Source organism: Rhodococcus sp. Leaf225 (assembly GCF_001426145.1).
In the GTDB taxonomy this organism is placed as follows: Bacteria; Actinomycetota; Actinomycetes; order Mycobacteriales; family Mycobacteriaceae; genus Rhodococcoides.
This window is the reverse complement of record NZ_LMRN01000009.1, coordinates 688,377-713,649: the sequence shown is the minus strand read 5'-3', so window position 1 is coordinate 713,649 and position 25,273 is coordinate 688,377. Positions and strand designations below refer to the sequence as shown.

Sequence of the window (25,273 nt, the reverse complement as noted above, 5' to 3'; positions counted from 1 at the left end):
GGCGCGGCGCCTTCCTCGTCATGGCGATTCCCGGTGTGGTGGTCGCCGTCCTGATGTCACGCGTGCGCGAGCCCGAACGGGGGTACGCCGACAGACTGGCCGCGGGCAGCGCGGACACGCCCGCGCCGGAGGCCACCACCGACCCGATGCCGGTCCAACTCCGCCGCGTCGCACCGATCCGGACGCTGTGGTTCACCGGCGGCGCTCTCACCGTCATGAGCCTCGCGGTCGGTGGCCTGACGTTCTGGGTGCCCAGCCTGCTGCAACGTCGCTTCGGCCTGGGCGAGGCGGCCGCCGCCTCCGCGGGCGGTGGTCTGACACTGATCGGCATCGTCGGCGGCACGCTCGTCGGATCCCTGCTCACCCGGCGAACCCTGTTCTCGACGCCGTCGCAGTGGCGCGTCCTGGTGGGCGGCACCGGAATCCTGCTGGGCACCGCGGCCATGGCCGGGGCGTTGGCCTCCGAGAGCTGGCTGCCCTTCACCGTGCTGCTCACCGTGTTCGGCTTCTTCACCGCCTGGGCGATCCCCACGCTCACCTCGTGCGTCGCCGACGTGCTCGCCCCGCGCGACCGCGGACTGGGTTACGGACTGCTGCAGATCGCCGCGACCGTGGGCGGCGCCGTCGGACCGCTCCTCGTCGGCGCGGTGTCCGACGCGTACGGCTCCCTCACCACCGGCATGGTCCCGCTGCTGCCCCTGCTGCTGATCGGGGGCGTGCTCGCCCTCTGCGCCTACCCGTACGTGTCGCCGGACGCGCAGCGGGTGCTGGACGGCGTGGCCTGACGCGCCCCTGCCCGCCCCCTCGTGTTCGCCCGTCTGTCAGGGCGGCGCGATAGCGTCCCGCACCATGCGACTCACCCGCGTGCTTCTCGCCGCGTCCGTCCTGACGATCACCGCCTGCAGCGCGCCTGCCGCCGAGGAGCCGCCCGGTGACCCGCGTACCGTCCGCGTCGCGACGTACAACGCCAGCATGAACCGCCCCGCCGCCGGTGATCTGGTCGCCGCTCTGCGGTCCGGAACGGATCCGCAGATCCGGTCGGTGGCCGACGTGGTCCAGCGCAACGCCCCGGACATGCTGCTGCTCAACGAGTTCGACTACTCTGACGGCGCCGTCGACCTCTTCCGCGACAACTACCTCGCCGTCGGCGACGCACCGATCGACTACCCGTTCGCGTACACGGCGCCCGTCAACACCGGCGAGCCGTCCGGGCTCGACCTCGACGGGGACGGGCGGTCCGACGGACCGAACGACGCCTGGGGCTTCGGGCAGTTCCCCGGCCAGTACGGCATGGTCGTCCTCTCGAAGTTCCCCCTCGACGCCGCCGCGGTCCGCACGTTCCAGACCTTCCGCTGGGCCGACATGCCCGACAACCTGCTGCCGCGCGAGTACTACGGCGCGAACTCGGACGCCCTGCGCCTGTCGAGCAAGTCGCACTGGGACGTGCCCGTGGACATCGACGGGCGGGTGATCCACCTGCTCGTCTCGCACCCCACGCCACCCTCCTTCGACGGGCCCGAGGACCGCAACGGCCGACGCAATCACGACGAGATCCGGCTCACCGCGGACTACATCGCCGGCGCCGATTACCTCGTCGACGACACCGGACTGGCCGGCGGCCTGCCGGACGGTTCCTCGTTCGTGGTGTTGGGGGACCAGAACAGCGATCCGGTCGACGGGGACTCCTATCCGGGCGCCATCGCGCAACTGCTCGACAGCCCGGCGCTGCAGGACCCGGCGCCCACCTCGCCGACCGCCGGCACCGACACGGCGGATTTCGCCGATCCGGTGCCGGGTGATCTGCGGGTGGACTACGTCCTGCCGAGCACCGATCTGACGGTCACCGGGTCGGGGGTCTTCTGGCCCGCGCCGGGCGAGCCGGGCGCCGAGTTGCTGTCGGCGAGCGATCACAGACTGGTGTGGGTGGACCTGCAGGTCTGACCCGTCAGCGCAGCAGTGCGGCCAACGACTCGTCGGACGCACGCAACGCGTCGCGGTCGAACGTCGATGCCGAGGACAGGATCTCGTCGGCACCGGTGCGGTCGACGAGGTCCTCGAGCCGGCGGCGCACCGTCGCCGGACTGCCGTGCACGCTGCCGTCGAGGGAGCGCTGGGCCGACTCCCGAGCTCGCGGAGTGAGACCGTCGGGCATCTCGGTGACCGCCCGCAGCGGTGGGAACTCCCCGGTACGGCGGGACTCCGCCATGGCCACCGCCTCCGCCATGGCGAGTCGGCGAGCCTCGGCGTCGGTGTCGGCGACCAGGACGTCGAGCGACACCGTCACGGAGGGTTGCGCCGCGAAGGCCGACGGAACGAACTCGCGTCGATACGCCGCCAATGGAGCGAGGTCACCCGTGAGCATCGGACCGCCCACCACGACGGGAAGCCCGCGCTGGGCGGCGATCGCCAGCCCCTGACCCGTGGCGAGAACGTGGATCGGGATCAGTCGCTCGGGCGCGGGCTGCACGGTCACCGGACCGGTTCCGAGCAGGAAGTCCTGCAGATCCGCGAGGTCGTCGGCGAAGCGCTCGGCGTCCTCGGTGTCCGCCCGCAGCACCTTGCGTATCGGCGGAGTGAACCCCAGCGACCGGCCGACACCGAGGTCGACCCGGCCGGGACACAGCGCGTCGAGCATCGCGAACTGCTCGGCGACGACGATGGGCGAGTGGTTCGGCAGCATGACGCCGCCCGACCCCAGCCGAATCCGCGACGTCGCCGCGCCGATCGCGGCGAGCAGCACCGCGGGTGAGCCGCTCGCGATGCCGGGGACGGCGTGATGCTCGGCCACCCAGAACCGCTCGTAACCCGCCGCCTCGGCCCACCGCGCACGCTCGATCGTGTCCGACACCGCGGCGGCGGCAGACCGATCGGTGCGGGTACGGGAGCGATCGAGAAGGGACAGACGCATACTCTGCACAACCCTCGCGGGAGCCGCCCTGTTCCGCCCCGACCCGCCCGAGAAACCAGCACGAAGATTGGTAACAGTCATACAATCCGGTCGAGTGGTTCCATCACATGCACCATTCACGGGAGACTGACCACTCGACTGTTCTCGATCGATGGTGGGTGTGCACGTGAAGCGCAGGCAACTGCTGCAACTGGCCGCAGCAGGAATGGTGGGCCTCGCGGTCCCGCCCGCGATCACCCGGTCGACGGCGTCCGCACTCCCGCTCGGCGTCCCCTCGATCCGGAACCTCCTTCCCGAACTGTTCGCCGACCCTCCGCGTCCACCGGACCACTCACCCGCCCTCGTCGTCGGATCGGGCTTCGGAGCCAGCGCCGCGGCGTTGCGGCTCGCGCAGGCCGGTACGTCGGTCACCGTGCTCGAACGAGGACTCCGCTGGCCGCGCGATCCGTTCCGCGACATCTTCACCGCCGACATGACGGCCGACGGGCGCGGCCTGTGGCATCAGCGCTCGTTCACCAACCTCACCGGCATGCCTGTCGGGCCCGTCGACTGGTTCAACGGCGTCCTCGACACCACGCGATACGAGAACCTGTCGGTGTGGCGTGCAGCCGCGGTGGGCGGCGGCTCCGTCGTCTACACCGGCGTCAGCATCGCCCCGGACAAGCGCTTCTTCGATCTCTCGTTCGGTGGCCGCGTGGACTACGACGAGATGGCGTCGCAGTGGTACCCCAAGGCTCGCTCGGTGCTCCGGCCGTCGACCATGCCCGACGACATCTACGCCTCCCCCGGGTTCGCCCACTCCAGGACGTGGGACGACCACGCCCGCCGCGCCGGTTTCGACCCGCAGCGCGTCGACGGAGGCTGGAACTGGAACGTGCTGCGTGACGAGATGTCGGGTCGGTCCCGGCCGTCCGCCACCGTCGGCTGCAGCACGTTCGGCAACTCCAACGGCGCGAAGCACGACCTGACGCAGAACTACATCCCGCAGGCCGAGGCCACGGGCAACGCCGTGGTGTGTCACAGCCACGAGGTCGTCGCCATCGGTACCGAGAGCGGCGGCCGCTACCGCGTGGAGGTGCGGCGCCTCGATCCCGAGGGCAACGCACTCGAGACGCGCACGCTGACCTGCGACTCGCTGATCCTCGGCGCCGGCTCCATCGGCACCACCGAACTGCTGGTCCGCGCGCAGGCCACCGGCGCGCTTCCCGAGCTCAACGAGTTCGTCGGACGCGGATGGGGCACCAACGGCGACGCCTTCATGACCCGCTCGCTCGGCCCCATCGGCGGCGGACCGCAGGGGGCGCCGTGCGCCTCGCGCATCGTCGACGACACGGGCCTGCCTCTCAGCGTCGAGAACTGGTACGTCCCGGGCGTTCCCACCGAGATGGGGTTCCTCGGATCGCTCGGTATGACCATCGACCCGCTGCGGGCCGATTTCCGCTACGACCGTGCGACGGACGGGATGAGCTTGACCTGGCCCAAGGGCGGCAGCCGCGACACCGTCGAGGCACTGCGCGCGGTGCAGAACCGGATGGCACAGGCCGGCCGCACCGTCGTCTCCGCGGAGCCGTTCACTCGCGACGTCGACGACACGTTCACCGCGCACCCTCTCGGCGGTGCGGTCCTGGGCGACGTCACCGATGCGTACGGACGAGTGAAGGGGCACCCCGGCCTGTACGTCATGGACGGAGCTCTCGTTCCCGGCAGCACAGGTGCGGCCAACCCGTCTCTCACCATCACCGCGCTCGCCGAGCGCAACATCGCAGCCGTCATCGCTGCGGGCGGCTAGGCATACCCGGCCGTCCGCTAGGCCAGGCCGATCTCCGGCCGACCCTCCGGCACCGTCACGGTCGCTGCCGTGCGGACCGGCGCGCCGGGAACCGAGATCGCGTCCAGGACCCGGATCTCGGAGCGCCACTCCGTCGGCGTCAGCGTCGCACGCAGGTAACCGCGTCGGGCATTGCCGAACTTGACGTGCGGTGACGCCGCCGCGATGTCCGCACCGGCCGTGTCGACGTCCGCACCGTCCTTGCCCGACGCGATGGATGTCGACGCGATCTCGACTCCGACCACCGGGGCGGAGTCGTCCTGATAGTCGCGGCGCAGTTCCGACACGATGGTGCGGTGGATGTCGCCCACGATGGACGCGAGGGTGATCCCCCGGTCGCGGGCGCCGTCGAGGATGCGGTGCCGTGACGCCTCGTACCCACTCCACGGGTCCATCCCGACCTTCCGCTCGCCGTCGCTGATGCGGGCCAGGTCGGAGATCACCGTCTGGTGTGCGAGGAACTTCCACGTGGCACCGGACCCGAAACCGTCGAGGATCCACTTCTCCTGTGCCGCTCCGGTGATGGTGCGACTCGGGTCCGCGGTCTCCGCGTTCTGCGCGTGTTCGCCGTCCCCGTTGGCCTGATCGCTGCGGTACTGCCGGGTGTCGAGCACCGAGAAGTCCACCAGGTCACCGAAACTGAAGCGGCGGTACGCCGTCAGATCCGGCCCCGTCGGTCGCTGGGCCATCCGCACGGGAGTGTTCTCCCACCACGCCTTGAACGCATCGGCGCGGCGCAGGAGGAACAACCGCGGATCACCCGCAGGATCGCCGGGAGCGGCGGTGCCGGCATCCTGGCTGATCGCCCCGGCCCAGTTGTTGTCCACCTCGTGATCGTCGAAGGTGGTGATCCACGGCGCCGCTGCGTGCGCCGACGCCAGGTCGGGATCCGACTTGTACAGCGCGTACCGATCGCGATAGTCGTTCAGTGCCAGCGTCTCTCGTCCCGCGGACTCGGGCCGTGGCTGCGACGCGCGGGCGCCTGTACCTTCGATCGCGTACTCGTAGATGTAGTCGCCGAGGAAGAACACGACGTCCGGGTCACTCGCCGCGAGATCGGCATAGGCGCCGTAGAACCCGTCCTCCCACTTCTGGCACGACGCCCACGCGAACGACAGTGACGCAAGGGGTGATCCCGGTGCGGGCGCCGTCCTCGTCCGTCCGACGGTGCTCACGTGCGGACCGACCATGAAGCGGTAGAAGTACTCTCGCGCCGGAGCCAGACCCCGCACGTCCACGTGCACCGACCAGCCGTCCGCATCGGATGCCAGTTCGATGCCCTGGCTCACCGTCCGCCCGAACCGTTCGTCCTCGGCGATCTCCCACCGCACCGGCACCACACCCGGCCGCATACCGCCGACCGGAGCGAGTGGGTCGACCGCGAGACGAGTCCACAGCACCACCGAGTCCGGAAGCGGATCGCCCGACGCGACGCCGAGGCGGAACGGGTAGTCGGCCGGGGTGCCGCGTTGCGGCTGCGCGTGCGCCGTCGCGCTCGACAGTTCCGGTGTCATCGCGAGCGCACCGACCAGTGCGGTCCACGTGAGGAACGAACGACGCGTGGTGCCGGCACGCAGAGAACGATCGGCACCGATGACGAGATCACGACGGCTCATGGACCGAACGGTGCCCCTCGAAAGGAAACTCCGTGTGGATCGGAGACGACGCGCGCGAGGACTCGCGCTGAAGCCACCCGAATCGGGTACGCAGTCGACATGGACGACAAGCGAGAGATGGGCAGACGCGACGTCGAGAAGCGGTGGCGCGATCCGCGCGCGATCCGGCACGCGGCCACGTACGACGGGGCAGTGATCGGCATCGCTGCCGTCGCGGTGGCCGTGTTCCTCGCAGCGGGCGCGTCCAGCGTCGCGATCGCTGCGCTCGTACCCGGTGTCTGTCTGCTCGGCGGGATCGGCGCACTGTGGATCGGCTACCGCTCCTACCGCCACGGCGGGACGTGGCCCGTCTGGCAGGGCGCCGCCTGGCTGCTGTTCGCGCTGATGCTGGTGAGCTTGTCCCTCCCGACCCTCGCTCTGCGCTGAGCCGGGAGGGAACGGATCACGCCTGCACGACGGTGATGACGTTGCCGTCGGGATCCTTCAGCATGAACATCGGCGGCACGTTCGGATCGTCGTCCTCACCGAGCGGTTCCATGTCGACGCCGCCGATGGCACTCAGACGTTCGTGTTCCGCGCGGACGTCCGCGGTCTCCACCCCGATCGCGGAACCTCCCGGCGTGTCGTACATCGGCGGGTTCAGCGCGAGGCGCGCCGTGGACCCCGGCGGCGCCACCTCGAGCCAGCGGTACTCCTCGTTCGGCCCGAAGCGGGTGTCACCGCGCACCTCGAACCCGAGCACGCGGGTGTAGAAGTCGAGGGCCTTGTCCTGATCGGCAACGGTGAACATGGCCACGCCGATGTTCGTGATGGTGCTGGGAGTCTCGGTCATACAGGTGCCGACTCCGCGGTGGCCCGGAACTCATCGCGGTGACCTGGCGGTGCGGTGCGCCAGGCCCGGCGCCGCGCGCAGCGCCCGGTGCTGCGCGCACCCCATAACCTGCGCAGAACCCCGCGCGGTGCGCCCGGCACGACGCGCACCAGAGATCCGGGGCGCCGGACCGTCGGCAACCCGCCGGGCCTTCCGCGCGCAGCGCCCGGTGCTGCGCGCACCCCACAGCCTGCGCAGAACCCCGCGCGGTGCGCCCGGCAGCCCCAACCGGCCGGCACGGTGCGCCCGGCACGATCAGCACCCGGCACCCGGCACCCGGCACCCCCGAACACAGAACAGCCCCGCACCCCACCGAAGTGGAGTGCGGGGCTGGACTTGTCTGTCGCGCTACCGGCTAGCGGTAGTCGCCGGAGAAACCGTAGTCGTCGAGCGGCACTGCAGCACCGGTGTTCTGGCCGAAGCCGTCCGCGCTGTAGTACTGATCGTCGTACGACGGCACCGCGTAGGCCGCGGCACGTGCTTCCTCGGTGGGCTGAACCGTGATGTTCCGGTACCGGTTGATGCCGGTGCCGGCGGGGATCAGCTTTCCGATGATCACGTTCTCCTTGAGACCGATGAGCTTGTCCGAGCGGCAGTTGATCGCCGCGTCGGTCAGCACTCGGGTGGTCTCCTGGAACGACGCCGCGGACAGCCACGAGTCGGTCGCCAGCGATGCCTTGGTGATACCCATCAGCACCGGACGTCCGGCCGCGGGCTCGCCACCCTCGGACACGACGCGACGGTTGCTCGACTCGAACTCACTGCGCTCGGTCAGCGATCCGGGCAGGAACTCCGTGGAGCCCGAATCGATGATGGTCACGCGGCGGAGCATCTGACGAACGATCGTCTCGATGTGCTTGTCGTGGATGGACACACCCTGGCTGCGGTACACCTCCTGGACCTCGTTGACGAGGTGGATCTGCACCTGGCGCGGGCCCATGACTCGCAGGACCTCGTGGGGATCGGCAGCACCTTCCATGAGCTGCTGACCGACCTCGACGTGGTCACCGTCCGACAACAGACGCTCCGTGCCGTCGTCGTGCTTGAAGACACGCAGACGCTGACGCTTGGAGAGCTTGTCGTAGACGACCTCTTCGCCGCCGTCGTCCGGGACGATGGTGATCTTGTAGAAACGGTCACCGTCCTCGAGCTGGATGCGACCCGAGACGTCCGCGATGGGCGCCTTGCCCTTGGGCACACGAGCCTCGAAGAGCTCCTGCACTCGGGGCAGACCACCGGTGATGTCGTCGCCGGCCACACCACCCTGGTGGAAGGTACGCATCGTGAGCTGCGTGCCGGGCTCACCGATCGACTGTGCCGCGACGATACCGACGGCCTCGCCGATGTCGACGAGCTTGCCGGTGGCCATGGAACGGCCGTAGCAGGTGGCGCAGACGCCGGTTCCGGTGGTGCAGGTGAGCACCGAACGGACCTTGACCGACGTGATGCCCGCTGCGAGCAGCGCGTCGATGGCCGGGTCGCCCAGGTCGTGTCCACGCTCGACGATGACGTTGCCGTCGGCGTCGACCGCGTCGGCGGCCAGGGTGCGGGCGTACGTCGAGGTCTCGACGTGCGCGTCGCGGATCATCGAGCCGTCGGCCAGCTTCTCCGCGATCACCGTGGTGATGCCGCGCTCGGTGCCACAGTCGGTCTCCCGAACGATGACGTCCTGCGAGACGTCGACCAGACGACGCGTCAGGTAGCCCGAGTCGGCGGTACGAAGCGCCGTGTCGGCCAGACCCTTACGAGCACCGTGCGTGTTGATGAAGTACTCCAGGACCGTCAGGCCCTCCTTGAAGGAGGACTTGATCGGGCGCGGGATGAACTCACCCTTCGGGTTGGTCACCAGACCCTTCATGCCGGCGAGCGACCGCACCTGCGTCATGTTTCCGGCCGCGCCGGACTTCACGATCATCGGGATCGGGTTCTCGTCGGGGAAGTGGGCCTCCATGGCCTTACCGACCTGCTCGGTGGCTTCCTGCCAGATCTTGACCAGGGCCGAGTTGCGCTCGGTCCGGTCGAGAGCGCCACGCTGGTACTGCTTCTCCAGGCGGTCGGCCTGAGCCTCGAACTCCTCGAGGATCTGCGGCTTCTCCGGCGGCACGAGGACGTCGGAGATGGAGATCGTGACACCCGAACGCGTGGCCCAGTAGAAGCCGGCGTCCTTGAGCTTGTCGACGGTCTGCGCGACCACGATCATCGGGTACCGCTCGGCGAGATCGTTGATGATCGTCGCCTGGCGCTTCTTCGGCATCTGCTCGTTGACGAACGGGTAGTTCGTCGGGAGCAGCTCGTTGAAGAGCACGCGGCCCAGCGTCGTCTCGGCGGTCCAGGCATCGCCCGGGGTCCAGCCGTCGGGGAACAGCTCCGCCTCGATCTCGCGCGACGGACGCTGCTGCGTCAGACGCACCTTGATCTGCGACTGCACGGTCAGGACGCCGCGATCGACGGCCATCTGCGCCTCGGCCGGGCTGGCGTAGATGCCCAGCTCCGCCGAGTCGGACGTCGAGGCCTGGAACTCGCCCAGAGCCTTGTCGTCGAGACGCGTCAGGTGGAACAGACCCGTCACCATGTCCAGACGCGGCATGGCGAGCGGTCGGCCCGATGCCGGCGACAGGATGTTGTTCGACGACAGCATCAGGATGCGTGCCTCGGCCTGCGCCTCGGCGGACAGCGGCAGGTGTACTGCCATCTGGTCACCGTCGAAGTCGGCGTTGAACGCCTCGCACACGAGGGGGTGCAGCTGGATGGCCTTGCCCTCGACCAGCTGCGGCTCGAATGCCTGGATGCCCAGACGGTGCAGCGTCGGTGCGCGGTTCAGCAGCACGGGGTGCTCGGCGATGACCTCTTCGAGGACGTCCCACACCTGTGCGCGCTGACGCTCGACCATGCGCTTGGCCGACTTGATGTTCTGCGCGTGGTTGAGATCCACCAGACGCTTCATCACGAACGGCTTGAACAGCTCGAGTGCCATGAGCTTCGGCAGACCGCACTGGTGCAGCTTGAGCTGCGGTCCGACGACGATGACCGAACGGCCCGAGTAGTCGACGCGCTTGCCGAGCAGGTTCTGACGGAAACGACCCTGCTTGCCCTTGAGCAGATCGGACAGCGACTTGAGCGGGCGGTTGCCCGGTCCGGTGACCGGACGGCCGCGACGACCGTTGTCGAACAGGGCGTCGACCGACTCCTGCAGCATCCGCTTCTCGTTGTTGACGATGATCTCGGGAGCACCGAGGTCGATCAGTCGCTTGAGGCGGTTGTTGCGGTTGATGACGCGGCGGTACAGATCGTTGAGGTCGGACGTCGCGAAACGTCCACCGTCGAGCTGCACCATCGGACGCAGCTCCGGCGGGATCACCGGCACGGCGTCGAGCACCATGCCCATGGGCGAGTTGCCCGTGGACTGGAACGCGGCGACGACCTTGAGACGCTTCAGCGCACGGAGCTTCTTCTGGCCCTTGCCACTGCGGATGGTCTCGCGCAGGCTCTCGGCCTCGGCCTCGATGTCGAAGGTCTCCATGAGCTTCTGGATGGACTCCGCGCCCATCGCACCCGTGAAGTACTCGCCGTAGCGGTCGATCAGCTCGCGGTAGATGAGCTCGTCGACGATGAGCTGCTTCTTGGCCAGCTTGGTGAAGGTGGTCCAGATCTCCTCGAGACGATCCAGCTCACGCTGCGCGCGGTCACGGAGCTGACGCATCTCGCGCTCGCCACCGTCCTTGACCTTGCGACGGACGTCGGACTTGGCGCCCTCCGCCTCGAGCTCGGCGATGTCGGCCTCGAGCTTCTGCGCACGGGCCTCGAGGTCGGCGTCACGCTGATCGGCGACAGCCTTCTTCTCGACCTCCATCTCGGCCTCGAGAGTGGAGAGCTCGTTGTGACGCAGCTCGTCGTCGACCGACGTGATGACGTAGGCGGCGAAGTAGATGATCTTCTCGAGATCCTTCGGCGCCAGGTCCAGCAGGTAGCCGAGGCGCGACGGAACACCCTTGAAGTACCAGATGTGCGTGACCGGTGCGGCCAGCTCGATGTGGCCCATGCGCTCACGACGCACCTTGGCGCGAGTCACCTCGACGCCGCAGCGCTCACAGATGATGCCCTTGAAGCGCACGCGCTTGTACTTGCCGCAGTAGCACTCCCAGTCGCGAGTAGGTCCGAAGATCTTCTCGCAGAACAGGCCGTCCTTCTCGGGCTTGAGCGTGCGGTAGTTGATGGTCTCCGGCTTCTTGACCTCGCCGTAGGACCAATTGCGGATGTCGTCCGCGGTCGCGAGACCGATGCGGAGTTCATCGAAGAAGTTGACGTCCAGCACGTCGTACTTCCTTTCCCCTTCTCAGGGATAGTTTTCTGCTGCTACGAGTGATCGGGGGTGGGCCGACGCGAGTCCCCTCGCGCCGGCCTGTCACCGATTACTGCGCGAGATCGTCGACGGTCGCGGACTCGTTGCGGGAGAGATTGATTCCCAGGTTGGCCGCGGCACGCTCGAGATCCTCGTCGTCGCCGTCCGCCATCGTGATGGCCGCGCCGTCCGAGGACAGCACCTCCACGTTGAGGCACAGCGACTGGAGCTCCTTGAGGAGCACCTTGAAGGACTCGGGGATACCGGGCTCCGGGATGTTCTCGCCCTTGACGATGGCCTCGTAGACCTTCACGCGGCCGACCACGTCGTCGGACTTGATGGTGAGGAGCTCCTGCAGCGTGTACGCAGCGCCGTAGGCCTGCATGGCCCAGCACTCCATCTCGCCGAAGCGCTGTCCACCGAACTGCGCCTTACCACCGAGGGGCTGCTGCGTGATCATCGAGTACGGACCGGTCGAACGAGCGTGGATCTTGTCGTCGACGAGGTGGTGCAGCTTGATGATGTACATGTAGCCCACGGAGACCGGGTACGGGAACGGCTCGCCGGAACGGCCGTCGAACAGGGTGGCCTTTCCGTCCGCGCCGACCATGCGCTCGCCGTCGCGGTTCGGGATCGTGCTCGCCAGCAGGCCGGTGAGCTCGTCCTCCTTCGCACCGTCGAACACCGGGGTGGCGATGTTGGTGTCCGCCTCGGCGGCCAGCATCTCCTCGGGCAGCGTCGCGGCCCAGTCGGGTCGGACTCCGTCCGCGGCCACCTGAATGTTCCATCCGGTCTTGCCGATCCAGCCGAGGTGGGTCTCGAGGATCTGACCGATGTTCATACGACGTGGGACGCCGTGCGTGTTCAGGATGATGTCGACCGGGGTGCCGTCGGACAGGAACGGCATGTCCTCCTGGGGGAGGATCTTGCCGATGACGCCCTTGTTGCCGTGGCGGCCGGCGAGCTTGTCGCCGTCCTGGATCTTGCGCTTCTGGGCCACGTAGACGCGGACCAGCTCGTTCACGCCGGGAGGCAGATCGTCGTCGTCCTCGCGCGAGAACACGCGAATGCCGATGACCTTTCCGTTCTCGCCGTGCGGAACCTTCAGAGACGTGTCGCGGACCTCGCGGGCCTTCTCGCCGAAGATGGCGCGCAGCAGGCGCTCCTCCGGGGTCAGCTCGGTCTCGCCCTTCGGCGTGACCTTTCCGACCAGGACGTCGCCGTCACGAACCTCGGCACCGATACGGATGATGCCGCGCTCGTCGAGATCGGCGAGGACCTCGTCCGAGACGTTCGGGATGTCACGGGTGATCTCCTCGGCACCGAGCTTGGTGTCGCGGGCATCGATCTCGTGCTCCTCGATGTGGATCGAGGTCAGGACATCCTCTTCCACGAGGCGCTGCGACAGGATGATCGCGTCCTCGTAGTTGTGGCCCTCCCACGGCATGATCGCGACGAGCAGGTTCTTGCCCAGCGCCATCTCACCGTTCTCGGTGCAGGGACCGTCGGCCAGGACCTGGCCGGCCTCGACCCGTGCGCCCTCGTCCACGATCGGACGCTGGTTGGCACAGGTGCCCTGGTTCGAGCGCGCGAACTTGCGCATCCGGTAGGTGTTGCGAGTGCCGTCGTCCGCCATCACGGTGACGTAGTCGGCGGACACCTCCTCGATGACACCGGACTTCTCGTTGACGATGACGTCGCCGGCATCGACAGCGGCACGCAGCTCCATGCCGGTTCCGACGAGCGGAGCCTCGCTACGCACCAGCGGCACGGCCTGACGCTGCATGTTCGCGCCCATCAGTGCGCGGTTGGCGTCGTCGTGCTCGAGGAACGGGATCATCGCCGTGGCGACCGAGACCATCTGCCGAGGCGAGACGTCCATGTAGTCGACGTCCATCGACGAGACGAACTCGACCTCTCCACCCTTACGGCGGACGAGGATCTTCTCGTCGACGAAACGACCCGAGGTGTCGATCGACGAGTTGGCCTGCGCCACGACGTGGCGGTCCTCCTCGTCGGCGGTCAGGTAGTCGACGTCGTCGGTGACCTGTCCCTCGACGACCTTGCGGTACGGCGTCTCGATGAAACCGAACGGGTTCACACGGGCGTACACCGAGAGCGATCCGATCAGGCCGATGTTCGGGCCTTCCGGGGTCTCGATGGGGCACATGCGGCCGTAGTGCGACGGGTGGACGTCGCGGACCTCGAGGCCGGCGCGCTCACGCGACAGACCGCCGGGGCCCAGCGCCGACAGGCGACGCTTGTGCGTCAGACCCGACAGCGGGTTGTTCTGGTCCATGAACTGCGACAGCTGCGAGGTTCCGAAGAACTCCTTGATGGCAGCGACCACGGGACGGATGTTGATCAGGGTCTGCGGCGTGATGGCCTCGACGTCCTGGGTGGTCATCCGCTCGCGGACCACACGCTCCATGCGGGACAGGCCCACGCGGATCTGGTTCTGGATCAGCTCGCCGACCGTGCGGAGACGACGGTTGCCGAAGTGGTCGATGTCGTCGACCTCCACGGGAACCTCGACGCCGTCGGGTGCCGTCATCGACTTCTCGCCCGCGTGCAGACGCACGAGGTACTCGATGGTGGCGACGATGTCCTCTTCGGTCAGCGTCGACGCCTCGATGGGCAGACCCGAGTTCAGGCCCAGCTTCTTGTTGATCTTGTAGCGACCCACGCGTGCGAGGTCGTAGCGCTTCTCCTTGAAGAACAGGTTCTCCAGCAGGGTCTGCGCGCTCTCCTTCGTGGGCGGCTCGCCCGGGCGGAGCTTGCGGTAGATGTCGAGCAGCGCCTCGTCGGTGCCGGCCGTGTTGTCCTTCTCCAGCGTGGCCATGAGGATCTCCGAGAAGCCGAAGCGCTCGGTGATCTGCTCGGTGGTCCAGCCGAGTGCCTTGAGGAGCACGGTGACGGGCTGACGACGCTTGCGGTCGATGCGGACACCGACGGTGTCGCGCTTGTCGACGTCGAACTCGAGCCAGGCGCCGCGGCCGGGGATGACCTTGACGCTGTGCAGATCCTTCTCGGTGGTCTTGTCGACGGCGTGGTCGAAGTAGACACCCGGGGAACGCACGAGCTGCGAGACGACGACGCGCTCGGTGCCGTTGATGATGAACGTGCCCTTGTCGGTCATCATCGGGAAGTCACCCATGAAGACCGTCTGGCTCTTGATCTCACCGGTGTTGTTGTTGATGAACTCCGCGGTGACGAACAACGGCGCCGCGTAGGTCATGTCCTTGTCCTTGCACTCGTCGATCGAGGCCTTGACCTCGTCGAAGCGCGGATCGGAGAAGGAGAGGGACATCGAGCCGGAGAAGTCCTCGATCGGAGAGAGCTCCGTCAGGATGTCCTCGAGACCGCCGCTGCGAGAGCTGTCGCCACGTGCTTCCGCACGTGCGCGCCACTCCGGCGTGCCGACGAGCCACTCGAACGAATCGGTCTGAAGATCGAGCAACCCCGGTACTTCGAGGGGTTCGCGAATCTTCGCGAACGACACCCTCTTCGGGGCTCCGGGAGTTCCGGCGTTTTCCTTGGACTGGGTGGAGACTGCCAAGATGCGTCCTTCCAGCACCTCACGCGGGCCGCTTCGTGCACTGCGCGACCGTCGCTAATCTGCTTCTTTGTGTGGGAACTTCGCTGGTCACTACCCGTACGAAGTCCTCGCTCAGCAGAGATCGACACACGTGTCGATTCAGGCAAAGTCTGGAAGTGGACAGGAGGCACCCAGCGCAACGTCCAAAAGTACCCCAATGCGGCGGATATGGCAACCGCGTCCGCGCGGGGAGCGCGCTCGGCCCGGAGACTGCACGGGCCGTCATCCACGAACTGCCGTACGCCCCTGCCCGTCGATCCCGGCGCCCGGTGCCTCCATTTGCTCCGGCGTCGTTCTCGATCATGGCAGCGGGGTCGCACCCGCGTTCGATGAATCCGGTAATCAGAGTGGACTCCCGAAGCCCTCGCGTCAAGAGCGAGAGCGGCGTTTCGTCCCCCGAATCCGCTCGACGCGGGCGATCAGCGGTTGTCGATGGTCGCGAGCAGCCACTTTCCGTCGACACGTTCCATGGTCACCGAGACCGGCGTCTGCACCGTTCCCTGGTCGACCGTGTCCTGCGTCGCGGCGATGTCCATGCTGGCCAGCAGCTCGGCCCGGTCACCGTCGAGCAGTGACACCCCGATGTCGGTGACCGTGGCGGTCGTGGTGGTCTGCGTCTGGATGACGCCCTGCTTGGTCTGCTCCGCGGTGGAGTCGTACTCCCCGCGGCGCTCGTCGTTCAGCACCGCGCGGGCGGCCGCCTGATCCTGGTCGATCGTGTCGAACTTGTAGCTGAACACCGTCTGCAGGGCGTCGCGCCCGGCCGACGTGACCTCGAGTGTGGCCGGAGTGTCGACCCATGCCTGGTTGCTCACCTCGGACGTACCGGGGCGCACCACGGCGAGGAGCGCGATCACGGCGAACACCACGGCGAGTGCGGCGAGCAGCATCGTGCGGGGAGTCCACCAGGCCGTGCGGCCGGCGGGGGCGCCGTCGTCCGCCTCGGTCGTCTCGGTCGTCTCGGCCACGACCGAGTCCGTGGCAACGCTGTCGACCGCAGCGGTGTCGGCCGACGACTTCGACAGGTCGACGGTCGAGGCCGCGCCGGTGGACGCGCTCGTGGTCTCGTCCTCGATCGCGTCGCCGCCTGCGGGGGGCGCCGTGGAGCGTCCGGCGACCTTGGGTCGACGAACGCTGCCGGCGGGGACACGGGGAGCGCCTGTGGGGGGTCTACGGCGTGCGGGGGGCATAAAGAGAACTCCTGGCTGGTGCGAGGCGAGCGGGACGGACGGCGTCGTGGCAGCGAGGTGTCACTGACCGCCGTCGGTCGGTGCGGGAGCGGGATCGACGGGCGCGGCGGGGTCGACCGGGGCTGCGGGATCGGTGGCGGCGGGATCGGTGGGTGCAGCGGGATCGCCCGTCGCAGCGGGTGCGCCCGGGACCTCGAGGGGGATGCGCTGCCCGATGGGCTGGATACGCGTGGCCTTCCACGTGCCGTCCACGTCCTGCAGTTCGAGACGCAGGGTGCTCTGGTACCGCTCGTTGCCGTCCGGCTTGGTGGTGTCGGTGGTGAGGACCACGAGCGACTGCGCGGTGCCGTCGTCGGAACTGAACCCGACGAGCGACGCGTGCTGCACCGCCGCGGTGGTGACCACACCGGTCTCCGCGAACTGCTGGCGGAACTGATCCTTGGTGTCGTTCAGACCGTTGGTGAGCTCGTCACCGGTGATGGAGGACTCGATGTCGGCGAACGTCTTGTCCAGATCGTTCGAGTCGACGGAGTTCAGATTGATCGCCGCCTGCCGGGCGCCGGCGAGGGCGTCGTCCCGCAGGGAGGCGTCCGAGGACTCCTGGTACGCGAGGAACCAGAAGATGCTCAGCACGACGGCCGCGATCAACGTGATCGCGGCGGCCGCGGCAGTCACCGCCGTGGCGACCGGAGACGTGCGCGGCGCCGGTGCGGGCGTGGACTCGGACGTGCCGTCACCGGTGTCGGTGCCGTCGAGGTCCGGGTCGGAAGGAGAGGTGGTTGGCGTCACAGCAGACACCCTACTTGAGGGTAACTTCTCGCTGCCATCACCGCGCACCTCTCCTCACCCGACTCGACGGTCAGGGGCGGACCGTCACACCGAGCAGTGCGGCCAGCTGCGTCGCGATCGGGTTCAGATCCAGGGGGTCCGGCGCGACCTTGGGCTTGTCGTCCCACGGCTGCACCGTCTGCGGATCGGCGAAGCGCACGCTGTTGGCGCCGCGCACACCCGTCAGGGACCCCTGCGGCACAGTGCAGTTCGCGTCGAGGTTCAACGGGAAGTCCTGCTGCGTCGGATCGAAGTCGGGATTCTTGGCGTACTCCGCGTCGAGGATCGCCTGCGTGCCCTCGTAACCCTGGGTGCACGACGGCGGGTTGTTCACCTCGAGCGCGATGCCGAAGTGAATGGTGCCGTCACCCGGACTCGCCGAGTTCGCTCCCTGAGCCAGGGCCGGGAGGAACTGGAGCAGCGGACGCAGTGCGAACGTGCGCGGGCTCAGTGCACTGGTCACACCCGCGAGGTTCGTCAGGTTGGTCGTCAGACCCGGGCCGGCCTGGTCGACGAGCGCGCCGACCTGGTCGCTGGCGGGAAGCCCGTTGTCGATCAGTCGCCGGATGTCCGGATCGCTCGACCGCAACTGCGCGGTGACCAGATCCAGATCCGAGCTGAACTGCTGAATGGACGACGACTGCTCGGACTGGGTGTCCAGCACGACACGGCTGTCGCGGATCAGCGTGAGGGTCTGCGGCAGGTTGGCGAGACCGTCCTCGGAGAAGCTGTCCAGCGAGGTGACGAGCTGCTGCAGTGAGTCACCCGTGCCGGCGAAGCCGGTACCGAGCTCGGTCACCACGGTGTGCAGATCGTCGACCGGCACGGAGTCCGCGAGCGTCTTGACGTTCTTGAGCAGGCTCTCCACCGGCGTCGGGATGGACGTGTCGTCCTGCAGGATGACGTCGCCGTCCTGCAGGAACGGGCCCTGATCGGTGCGCGGCTGCAGATCGACGTACTGCTCACCGATGGCGGAGCGGTTGGCCACCACGGCGATGGTGTCGGCCGGGACGTCGGGAGCGCTCTTCTCGAGCTTCAGTTCGACGTCGACGCCCTGCTCGGTCAGCTTCAGCTCACCGACGCGCCCTACGGGAATGCCGCGGTACGTCACCTCGGCGTTGCTGAAGATGCCGCCGGAATCGGCGAACTGACCGGTGACCGTGTACTGGCCGAAACCGAACAGCTGGTCGACGCGCACGTACTTGGCACCGACGTACACCAGGCCGAGCACGGCGATGACGACGAAGAGGATCAGCTGTGTGCTGACCAGCTTGGATCTCACTGTCCACCTTCGTTCTGAGGAACGATCCCGAACTGCTGCAGGATGCCGTCCAACGGGTTCGCCGACGGTGCGGCGGCGGGTACACCCGGCGCCGGGGTCGGCGACGGGATGATGGGCGGCAGAGGCAGCAGCGAGATGGTCGGGAAGGAGTTACGCGGGCCGTTGCCGTTGTAGTACGGGTTCGACGGATCGACCCGCGGCTTGGGATCGCCGTTGCGGGGCGCGCTGTAGATCGGGTTGCCCTGGCCGACGCCCAGCGCGGTGAGCTGGTTGCCGATCTGCAGATCCACACTGAGGAACAGATTCACCGCGTTGCCCTGGGTGATCTTCTCGACGCCGTCGGGGAACGGGAACGTGGGCACGAACGCGAGGTCCGTGATCAGCTCGTCGCCGTAGGTCGAGAGCTCCTGCAGGGTCGGGCGCAGTGCGCGCAGGTCGGCGATCAGATCGTCCTTCGACCGCTCGATGACGTCGGTCCCGACCTGCCCGAGACGATCGAGCTGACCGAGAAGCTGTGTCAGCTGCGGACGCTGCTGTTCGAGCACCTCGGTGGCGACCGGCAGATCGACGAGGATCCGGTCGATCTTCTCGGTCTGCTGGTCGAGCGTGCCGGTGAGGACGTCGAGACCGTCGATCGCGCGCGTGATGTCGGCCTTCTGATCCTCGAGGCCGCCGATGAGCGAGTTGGCCTCCTCGAGCAGGTTCCGCACCCGGTCCTCGCGGCCGCCGAGCGCGGTGTTCAGCTCCTTGACGATCGGAGCGAGCTGCGCGACGCCGCCGCCGTTGAGCAACATCGACAGCGCGCCGAGCACCTGCTCGATGTCGGTGGCGTGGCGGGTCCGCTCGACGGGGATGGTGTCGCCCGAGGCGAGGCGCGCGGACGCCGCGTCGTCGGCCGGAACGCTGAGCTGGACGAACTTCTCGCCGAGCAGGTTGGTCTGCTGGACGGACGCCATGGCGTTGGCCGGCAGGTCCACGGACGAGTCGACCTCGACCTCGACGTCGGCGATCCACGAGTCGTTCGGCACGGAGACCGAGGTGACCCGACCGACCTGGACACCGTCGACCTTGACGGTCGACTGCGGAACCAGGTCCAGCACGTCGTCGAACTGCAACGTCAACCGGATCGGATCCGATCCGACGTCGGCACCGCCGGGCAGCGGGATCCCGTAGATACCGCTGGATCCGCAGGCACTGAGCGTCACGGCGACGACGCAGGCACCGGAGGCGACCATCAGGCCACGCGAGCGCACTCTCATCGTCACTCCCCTTCCGCAGGAATGTTCAGGCCCGGAAGCTGCAGGTCGTCGACCCGCGGCGATTCGACACCGGGCACGGTGCCGGGCTCGACGTTGCGCTGGATGTTGTCCGCGCTGAGCAACCCGAACGGCAGGACCAGCGTCGGCGTCTTCACACCGGCGACGGCCTGGTCGATGATTGCCCCGCAGTTGTCGACGATCGGCTGCATCTGACGGCCGAGCGCCTCGAACTGCGGATCGCCGGGGCGCAGCTTCTGCAGATCGATGAGACTGCAGAAGAACGTCTTCGGATCCTGGAACTCCTGGAAGATCAGGCGCGCGTCCAGCGATCCGGACTCGGCGTTGTAGGAGTTCGCGACGTTCGCGACGGCCAGCGGCAGCAGCGTCAACGTGTCCGCCAGGTTCTGGCGGTTGTCGGCGAGCAACTGCGTGGTCGGAGCGAGGTCGTCGAGATCGTTGGACAGCTGGTCCCGGTTGTCCCGCACGAAGGTGGCGACGTCACCGAGCGTGACCGAGAGCTGGTTCAGCGCGAGGCCGAGGTTCTCCCGCTCCCCCGCCAGGAAGCTCGTCAGCGAGGACAACTGATTGTTGAAGGCACGCACCTGCTGGTCGTTCGCCGACAGTGCACTGACGAACGTCTGCAGATTCTGGATCGTGCCGAACAGATCGCCGCGGTACGAGTCGAGCGTCTCGACGGCACCGGAGAGCTGGGTCAGCGAATCGTTCAGCGCCTCACCGTTTCCGGCCAGGTTCTGCGCGCCGGTGGTCACGAGGTCGGAGACGGCGCCGTTCTGGTTGGCGCCGTTCGGTCCGAGCGCGGCCGACAGCTCGTCGATGCTCTTGTACAGCTCGTCGACCTCGACGGGAGTGGCCGTGCGCTCGCGTGGGATCACGGCACCGGACTCCATCTTCTCGCCGCCGGTGTACGCCGGCGCGAGCTGGACGTAGCGGTCGGCGACGACGGACGGCGCGAGCTGGACGGCGCGGGCATCGGCGGGGATGTCGACGCCGCGATCGACGCGCATGTCGACCTGCACCTGATCGCCCAGGCCCTCGACCTTGGTGACGGTGCCGACCTTGACGCCGAGGACGCGAACCTCGGTGCCCTCGTACACGCCGACCGTCTTGTCGAAGTACGACGTGATGGTGGTGGTGCCGAGGCGGGTGAAGGCCCACCACAGCGCGAACACGACCAGCACCACGACAGCGACGACGGCAGCGATGATTCCCAGGTTGCGTTTGCTGAAGAAGCCGCCGTTCGACGGGGCTTCCTGGTCGGTGGATGCGGTCACTGGCCTGCTCCCGGACTACGGACGGGATCCACACCGAGGGTGCGAATCGGCTCACGGTATCCCGGAATGTCCGGGAGACCGGGCGGGAAGGTGTTGACGATGACCTGATCGAACCAGCGGCCGTTACCGACGATGTTGGTGTACAGCCGGACGAACGGCGAGTACAGCTTGATCGCCTCGGCGATGTTCTGGTTGTTGGTCTTCAGGGTGTCGATGACCTGACCCAGCGACTGGAGTGCGGGCCCGATCTGTGCCTCGTTGTCGCGGATCAGACCGGTCAGCTGAGTGGACACCCGCTGCGTGCCGATGAGCAGCTGCGAGATGGACTGCTGCCGATTGTTCAACTCCTGCAACAGGACCGAGGCGTCACCGATCAGCTTGGTGAACTCCTGGTTGCGGTCGGCGAGGACCTGCGTCGTCTTGTCGGTAGCGGCGAAAAGCTTGCTCAGCTCGTCGTCACGGGAGGAGATGGTCTCGGACAACCGCGTGACACCGTCGAGCGACGCGCGGATGTTCTCCGGCGTCTCGGAGAACGCCTGCGACAGCGTCTCCATGCTCGTCGCGAGCTGCGTCGTGTCGATGTCGCCGGTGGTGCGGGCGGCGTCGGAGAACGCGTCGATGACGTCGTAGGGGGCCGTCGTGCGGTCGATCGGGATCGCGTCGCGCGGGTTCAGCCGCTCCTCGCCCTTGGGCTCGAGCGAGAGGAACTTCTGGCCGAGCAGCGTCTTGATCTGGATGGACGCCGACGTCTTGTCGCCGACCCACGCGTCACTGACCGTGAACTCGACCTTCACCTTGTCGCCGTCGAGGGCGACGTCGGTGACCTTGCCGACCTTCACGCCGGCGATCCGCACCTCGTTGCTGGCGCGCAGACCGGCCGCTTCGGAGAAGTTCGCGGTGTACTTCGATCCGGCACCGATGATCGGCAGCGAGTCGAGGAAGAACGCGGACAGCGTCGCCATCAGGATGATGAAGATGCCGAGGGCACCCAGCACCGCGGGCTTGCGTTTCGTCACGAGATACCTCCTGCGGCGCAACGCTTCGCGGAGTTGGTGTACAGCGGCTGATTGATGGTGGGCAGTCCTGTCGGGAGGTTGAGCTGCGGCGCGTAGCCCGGCCCGGCGACGATGTCGATGCCGCACAGATAGAACTGGAACCACGAGCCGTAGCTGGCGACGCGGATCAGCTTCTCGAGCTTGACCGGGAAGTTCGACAGGATGTTGTCGAAGTCCTGCTGCCGGTTGTTGATCTTGGTCGACAGTCCGTCGATCGACGAGATGGCCGACTGGATGGACGGACGGGTCGGCTCGAGCAGATCCGCTGTCGCGTCGGTCAGACCGGCCAGCGAGGTGACCGCCGAGCCGACGGTGTCACGATCCGCCGACAGCCCCGACACCAGCGCCTGGGTGTTCACGATCAACTGGTCGAGTTCCTTGTCGTGCTGGTTCACCGTGTCGAGGACCCCGTTGAGGTTGTCGATGACCGCCCCGATGACCTGATCCTTGTCCGCGACCGTGTTGGTCAGGCTCGCGGTGTCGCGCACCAGATCGCCGATGGTGCCCGACTCACCCTGGAAGACCTGGATGATCTCGTACGACAGCTTGTTCACGTCGTCGGCCGTCAGCGTCTGGAACAGCGGACGGAAGCCGTTGAACAGCGTCGTCAGGTTCACCGCGGGGGACGTCCGATCGAGCGGGATGGTGGCTCCGCTGGTGATCTTCTCGCCCTGGTCGCCCGTGCCCTGCTCGAGCGCGATGTAGCGCTGCCCGATCAGGTTCCGGTAGCGGATGGTCGCGGTGGTGGAGGCCGGCAGCCATTCACGCTCGGTCAGCGCGAAGTCCACCTGAGCCAGGTCACGCTCGTGGATCTCGATCTTCTCCACCTGGCCGACGCGCACACCGGCGATGCGCACCTCGTCGCCCTCGTTGAGCGAGGAGACGTCGGTGAAGATGGCCGAGAACTTGGTCTTGCCGGACCCGGCGCCGTTGGCGATGGTCAACGCCAGGGCTGCCGTCGCCAGAATGGTCACCACCGCGAAGACGATCAGCTTGATCAGCGGTGCCGCTAGGCCTCTCATCGCACACTCACTTCCGTGCCGCGGAGCGCCGGAGCGCCCACCAGGGTGGTCCACGCGGGGACCCTGTCCGGCGAGATGCCGGAGCCTCCGCCGTAGACCACGGCCAGCGTGTCCCGTTCGATGTCCGATCCGGCGTAGGCCGCCGGGACGGGCGACTGCAGCGGGTTGGGCAGCGCGCCGGGGTCGACCGCGGGACCGGGGTTGCGCGACGGCACCTGGTAGGAGCCGTCGTTGACGCCGCTGCCCGGGTACTGCGGGAAGAACTTGCCGGGTGTGGTCACGTTCTCGAAGCACGACGGGCCACGGGTGTCGAACAGTCGCGGCTCGTCCTGGTTGGGGATGTAGCGCCCCTTGGGGTTGACGAAGTTGATCGACGCGCGGACGCCGGGGTACGCGTCGTCGACCGAGAGGATCTTCTTCGCCTCGTCGGCGACACGGACGAACTCGGTGAACGTGCAGCCGAACGACGGGGAGAACTCGGCGAGCAGTTCGAGCGCCTCGCGGGAGTCCGCCGCGATGGACACGATGGACTCGGCGTTGGTCTGCACCAGGTCGGCCAGCGAGCCCGACGACGCGGTGGCGCTCGCCAGGAGCGTGGTGACGTCGTTCTGCTTCTCCACCACCGTGTTCCCGGTGACGCGCAGGTTGTCGAGCGCGTCGATCAGATCCGGAGCCGCGGTCGAGTACGTCTCCGACAGGTCGGCGATGCCGACGAGATCCTGCTGGATGTTCGGCAGCTCGTCGTTCAGACCCGAGAAGATCTCCTCGAGCCGGTCGAGAGTCAGACCGAGCCGCTCGCCGTTGCCCTCGAGAGCCTGCGACAGCGCACCGAGCGTGTTGGCGAGATCCTGCGGCGGGATGGCGTCGAGGAGCGGGAGCAGCGAGTCGAGCAGCTGCCCGACCTCGACCGCGTTGCCGCTGGTGTCCTGACGGATCACCGCGCCCTCGGCGAGAGGGCTGGCGCCGGCGGAGTTCTCGGGGATCTGGAGCGCGACGTAGCGCTCGCCGAAGAGCGTCTTCGGCAGCAACCGGGCGGTGACGTTGGAGGGGATGGTGCCCACGAGACCGGGATCGAGTGCCAGCTCGGAGGTGACCTCACCGTTCTCGGTGGTGGCGGACCGCACCTCGCCGACGATCATGCCGCGCGCCTTCACGTCCGCGTTGGCGGGCAGCGCGTTGCCGACGGTGTCGGTGATCAGGTCGACCATGACGACGTCCTTGAACGTCTTGTTGAAGGTCGTGATGCTCCAGGCGACGAAGAGAACGACGACGAGCAGGAATCCGATTCCGAGGAGGCGACGACGCGTCGCCGACGGAGCGTGGTTCATCCGGCGACCCTCACCGTCGTCGTGGTGCCCCAGATGGCGAGGCTCAGGAAGAAGTTCAGCACCGCGACCGTGACCAGTGCGGCACGCACGGCACGACCGACGGCCACGCCGACGCCGGCGGGTCCGCCCGACGCGGTGTAGCCGTAGTAGCAGTGGATCATGATGAGCACGAAGGCGAAGACCAGCACCTTGGCGAAGGAGTAGAGCACGTCCTCCGGGGGCAGGAAGAGCGTGAAGTAATGGTCGTACGAGCCCGGTGACTGACCGTTGAAGACGGTGCTCACCAAGCGGGACGCGAGATAGGCGGACAGCAGGCCGACGATGTACAGCGGAATGACGGCGATGAATCCGGCGATCATGCGCGTCGACACCAGGAACGGCACGGACGGAACGGCCATGACCTCGAGTGCGTCGATCTCCTCGGAGATGCGCATGGCGCCGAGTTGGGCGGTGAAGCCGCAGCCGACGGTCGCGGACAGCGCGAGGGACGCCACGATGGGCGCGATCTCACGGGTGTTCACGTACGCCGACAGGAAGCCCGTCAGCACCTGGCTGCCGAGCTGTTCGAGCGCCGCGAAGCCCTGCAGACCGACGACGACACCGGTGAACCCGGACATCATCAGGATGACGCCGATGGTGCCGCCGATGACGGCGAGAGCGCCGGAACCGAACGTCACCTCCGCGAGCAGGCGGAGGGTCTCCTTCTTGTAGTGCACGGCCGTCTTCGGGATCCACCCGATCGCGCGTCCGTAGAACGACATCTGTTCACCGGCACGGTCCAGCACACCGAGCGGAGCCGAGGCCGCGCTACGGAGCCGGAGCAGGGTGCGGTCTCCACGACCACGAGCGATGGTCAT

General features: G+C 67.7%; 18 protein-coding genes. 4 read left to right on the top strand and 14 right to left on the bottom strand.

The window, feature by feature from the left end; translation table 11 throughout:
- Positions 1 to 785 (top strand): MFS transporter (locus tag ASG69_RS07810; protein WP_156380479.1); only part of this gene is annotated, 785 nt, incomplete at its 5' end.
- Positions 786 to 849: 64 nt separating this feature from the next.
- A complete protein-coding gene (locus ASG69_RS07805) occupies positions 850 to 1,941 on the top strand; it encodes an endonuclease/exonuclease/phosphatase family protein (protein ID WP_056441715.1) in 1,092 nt (363 codons plus the stop codon).
- A gap of 4 nt (positions 1,942 to 1,945) precedes the next feature.
- Here the strand turns inward: ASG69_RS07805 and ASG69_RS07800 are convergent, their stop codons facing one another.
- A complete protein-coding gene (locus ASG69_RS07800; RefSeq protein WP_056442361.1) occupies positions 1,946 to 2,908 on the bottom strand; it encodes an MsnO8 family LLM class oxidoreductase in 963 nt (320 codons plus the stop codon).
- A gap of 205 nt (positions 2,909 to 3,113) precedes the next feature.
- On the opposite strand from ASG69_RS07800, the gene ASG69_RS07795 reads away from it, so the two are divergent.
- The gene (locus tag ASG69_RS07795) at positions 3,114 to 4,697 is read left to right on the top strand and encodes a GMC oxidoreductase (RefSeq protein ID WP_200933797.1); all 1,584 of its coding nucleotides are present in this window, start codon (positions 3,114 to 3,116) and stop codon (positions 4,695 to 4,697) included.
- Between the two features lie 17 nt (positions 4,698 to 4,714).
- Here the strand turns inward: ASG69_RS07795 and ASG69_RS07790 are convergent, their stop codons facing one another.
- On the bottom strand, positions 4,715 to 6,352 hold the full coding sequence (locus ASG69_RS07790; RefSeq protein ID WP_056441712.1) for an alkaline phosphatase D family protein: 1,638 nt from the start codon (positions 6,350 to 6,352) through the stop codon (positions 4,715 to 4,717).
- 99 nt (positions 6,353 to 6,451) lie between these two features.
- Here ASG69_RS07790 and ASG69_RS07785 point away from each other — a divergent pair, with 99 nt between their 5' ends.
- Positions 6,452 to 6,778: a hypothetical protein gene (locus tag ASG69_RS07785; protein ID WP_027504577.1), complete on the top strand. Its 327-nt coding sequence runs from the start codon at positions 6,452 to 6,454 to the stop codon at positions 6,776 to 6,778.
- Positions 6,779 to 6,794: 16 nt separating this feature from the next.
- Here the strand turns inward: ASG69_RS07785 and ASG69_RS07780 are convergent, their stop codons facing one another.
- The 12 genes from ASG69_RS07780 to ASG69_RS07725 form a co-directional block, all read right to left on the bottom strand.
- Positions 6,795 to 7,184, bottom strand: a complete 390-nt coding sequence (locus ASG69_RS07780) for a VOC family protein (protein WP_056441710.1) — start codon at positions 7,182 to 7,184, stop codon at positions 6,795 to 6,797.
- 394 nt (positions 7,185 to 7,578) lie between these two features.
- Positions 7,579 to 11,535 (bottom strand): DNA-directed RNA polymerase subunit beta', encoded by a 3,957-nt coding sequence (locus ASG69_RS07775; RefSeq protein ID WP_027504575.1) that lies wholly within the window; start codon positions 11,533 to 11,535, stop codon positions 7,579 to 7,581.
- Between the two features lie 97 nt (positions 11,536 to 11,632).
- Positions 11,633 to 15,139 carry a DNA-directed RNA polymerase subunit beta gene (rpoB, locus tag ASG69_RS07770; protein ID WP_027504574.1) on the bottom strand — a complete coding sequence of 1,169 codons (3,507 nt, stop codon included), beginning with the start codon at positions 15,137 to 15,139 and terminating at the stop codon, positions 11,633 to 11,635.
- Positions 15,140 to 15,579: 440 nt separating this feature from the next.
- Positions 15,580 to 16,350 carry a hypothetical protein gene (locus ASG69_RS07765; protein ID WP_156380455.1) on the bottom strand — a complete coding sequence of 257 codons (771 nt, stop codon included), beginning with the start codon at positions 16,348 to 16,350 and terminating at the stop codon, positions 15,580 to 15,582.
- 60 nt (positions 16,351 to 16,410) lie between these two features.
- A complete protein-coding gene (locus ASG69_RS07760) occupies positions 16,411 to 17,139 on the bottom strand; it encodes a hypothetical protein (RefSeq protein WP_056441706.1) in 729 nt (242 codons plus the stop codon).
- Between the two features lie 70 nt (positions 17,140 to 17,209).
- Positions 17,210 to 18,460, bottom strand: coding sequence for an MCE family protein (locus ASG69_RS07755; RefSeq protein ID WP_027504573.1), 1,251 nt, complete (start codon positions 18,458 to 18,460; stop codon positions 17,210 to 17,212).
- Positions 18,457 to 19,719: an MCE family protein gene (locus tag ASG69_RS07750; protein WP_056441703.1), complete on the bottom strand. Its 1,263-nt coding sequence runs from the start codon at positions 19,717 to 19,719 to the stop codon at positions 18,457 to 18,459. Before ASG69_RS07750 ends, ASG69_RS07755 begins: the two co-directional genes overlap by 4 nt.
- 2 nt (positions 19,720 to 19,721) lie before the next feature.
- The gene (locus ASG69_RS07745) at positions 19,722 to 20,951 is read right to left on the bottom strand and encodes an MCE family protein (RefSeq protein WP_027504571.1); all 1,230 of its coding nucleotides are present in this window, start codon (positions 20,949 to 20,951) and stop codon (positions 19,722 to 19,724) included.
- Between the two features lie 56 nt (positions 20,952 to 21,007).
- Positions 21,008 to 22,027, bottom strand: a complete 1,020-nt coding sequence (locus ASG69_RS07740) for an MCE family protein (RefSeq protein ID WP_037184706.1) — start codon at positions 22,025 to 22,027, stop codon at positions 21,008 to 21,010.
- The gene (locus tag ASG69_RS07735; RefSeq protein ID WP_027504569.1) at positions 22,024 to 23,088 is read right to left on the bottom strand and encodes an MCE family protein; all 1,065 of its coding nucleotides are present in this window, start codon (positions 23,086 to 23,088) and stop codon (positions 22,024 to 22,026) included. Before ASG69_RS07735 ends, ASG69_RS07740 begins: the two co-directional genes overlap by 4 nt.
- On the bottom strand, positions 23,085 to 24,416 hold the full coding sequence (locus tag ASG69_RS07730; protein WP_056441700.1) for an MCE family protein: 1,332 nt from the start codon (positions 24,414 to 24,416) through the stop codon (positions 23,085 to 23,087). The genes ASG69_RS07735 and ASG69_RS07730 overlap by 4 nt, the downstream gene beginning before the upstream one ends.
- On the bottom strand, positions 24,413 to 25,273 hold the full coding sequence (locus ASG69_RS07725) for an MlaE family ABC transporter permease (RefSeq protein ID WP_027504567.1): 861 nt from the start codon (positions 25,271 to 25,273) through the stop codon (positions 24,413 to 24,415). Before ASG69_RS07725 ends, ASG69_RS07730 begins: the two co-directional genes overlap by 4 nt.

Excerpts from the sequence above, each read along its gene's own strand:
- ASG69_RS07750 (WP_056441703.1), bottom strand. The coding sequence starts at position 19,719 with ATGAGAGTGCGCTCGCGTGGCCTGATGGTCGCCTCCGGTGCCTGCGTC.
- ASG69_RS07800 (WP_056442361.1), bottom strand. The coding sequence starts at position 2,908 with ATGCGTCTGTCCCTTCTCGATCGCTCCCGTACCCGCACCGATCGGTCT.
- ASG69_RS07780 (WP_056441710.1), bottom strand. The coding sequence starts at position 7,184 with ATGACCGAGACTCCCAGCACCATCACGAACATCGGCGTGGCCATGTTC.
- ASG69_RS07725 (WP_027504567.1), bottom strand. The coding sequence starts at position 25,273 with ATGACCATCGCTCGTGGTCGTGGAGACCGCACCCTGCTCCGGCTCCGT.
- ASG69_RS07765 (WP_156380455.1), bottom strand. The coding sequence starts at position 16,350 with ATGCCCCCCGCACGCCGTAGACCCCCCACAGGCGCTCCCCGTGTCCCC.
- ASG69_RS07730 (WP_056441700.1), bottom strand. The coding sequence starts at position 24,416 with ATGAACCACGCTCCGTCGGCGACGCGTCGTCGCCTCCTCGGAATCGGA.
- ASG69_RS07790 (WP_056441712.1), bottom strand. The coding sequence starts at position 6,352 with ATGAGCCGTCGTGATCTCGTCATCGGTGCCGATCGTTCTCTGCGTGCC.
- ASG69_RS07785 (WP_027504577.1), top strand. The coding sequence starts at position 6,452 with ATGGACGACAAGCGAGAGATGGGCAGACGCGACGTCGAGAAGCGGTGG.
- ASG69_RS07735 (WP_027504569.1), bottom strand. The coding sequence starts at position 23,088 with ATGAGAGGCCTAGCGGCACCGCTGATCAAGCTGATCGTCTTCGCGGTG.
- ASG69_RS07805 (WP_056441715.1), top strand. The coding sequence starts at position 850 with ATGCGACTCACCCGCGTGCTTCTCGCCGCGTCCGTCCTGACGATCACC.
- ASG69_RS07795 (WP_200933797.1), top strand. The coding sequence starts at position 3,114 with ATGGTGGGCCTCGCGGTCCCGCCCGCGATCACCCGGTCGACGGCGTCC.